Annotated in this window: 1 protein-coding gene and 1 pseudogene; both read right to left on the minus strand. The window is 34.8% G+C overall.

Annotated features, from left to right (window positions below):
* Positions 1 to 63: 63 nt before the first annotated feature.
* Entirely contained in the window at positions 64 to 399 is a 336-nt protein-coding gene (locus tag ACFIL3_RS11205) for a hypothetical protein (RefSeq protein WP_375607479.1), read from the minus strand.
* A gap of 15 nt (positions 400 to 414) precedes the next feature.
* A pseudogene (locus tag ACFIL3_RS11210) lies at positions 415 to 528 on the minus strand (single-stranded DNA-binding protein); the annotation flags it as partial.

Consider the following 528-nt stretch of genomic DNA (forward strand, 5'->3'; position numbering starts at 1 on the left):
GCACGTGATATACGTCCGTTTGGTTCTCTTACCTGCCCTGCTATTTTAGGGCGTCCCCTTTTTTTATTTTTTTTCACTTATGTCCTCAGATGTCTGTTTAATATCTTGCCAAATTCTCTCTGATCTTGACCATGAAATTCGATTTAAAAAGAACAATAAAACCACTAAAATGCATATTACAGCAGCAACACCTAACTTAAGTTTTAAGTGACTTTGATCCCAAGAAAGTTTTAAGAGCAGAATGAAAAGTGTACTCAATAAAGCACCCATCACTATACTGTAATAACTCATTGATGTAGATGACATACAATCTCTTAACAGCTCTATATCATTCTCTGTAAGCATATAAACGGGTTCAGATTCTTCTGTACTAACCCTAGACTTCTTTTTACTATCCATTAAAGCACCTTCTGTTTAAAAAGGAACGCTATCATTCATAACGGTATGAGATGTATCAAGAGGTCTGTAAATGCTTCTGTCATAAGCAGATGACTGATCTTGATTATCATCATTTTTGCCATCTAAAAG

This window comes from Bartonella sp. CE47NXGY (genome assembly GCF_042195415.1).
Classification (GTDB): Bacteria; Pseudomonadota; Alphaproteobacteria; order Rhizobiales; family Rhizobiaceae; genus Bartonella.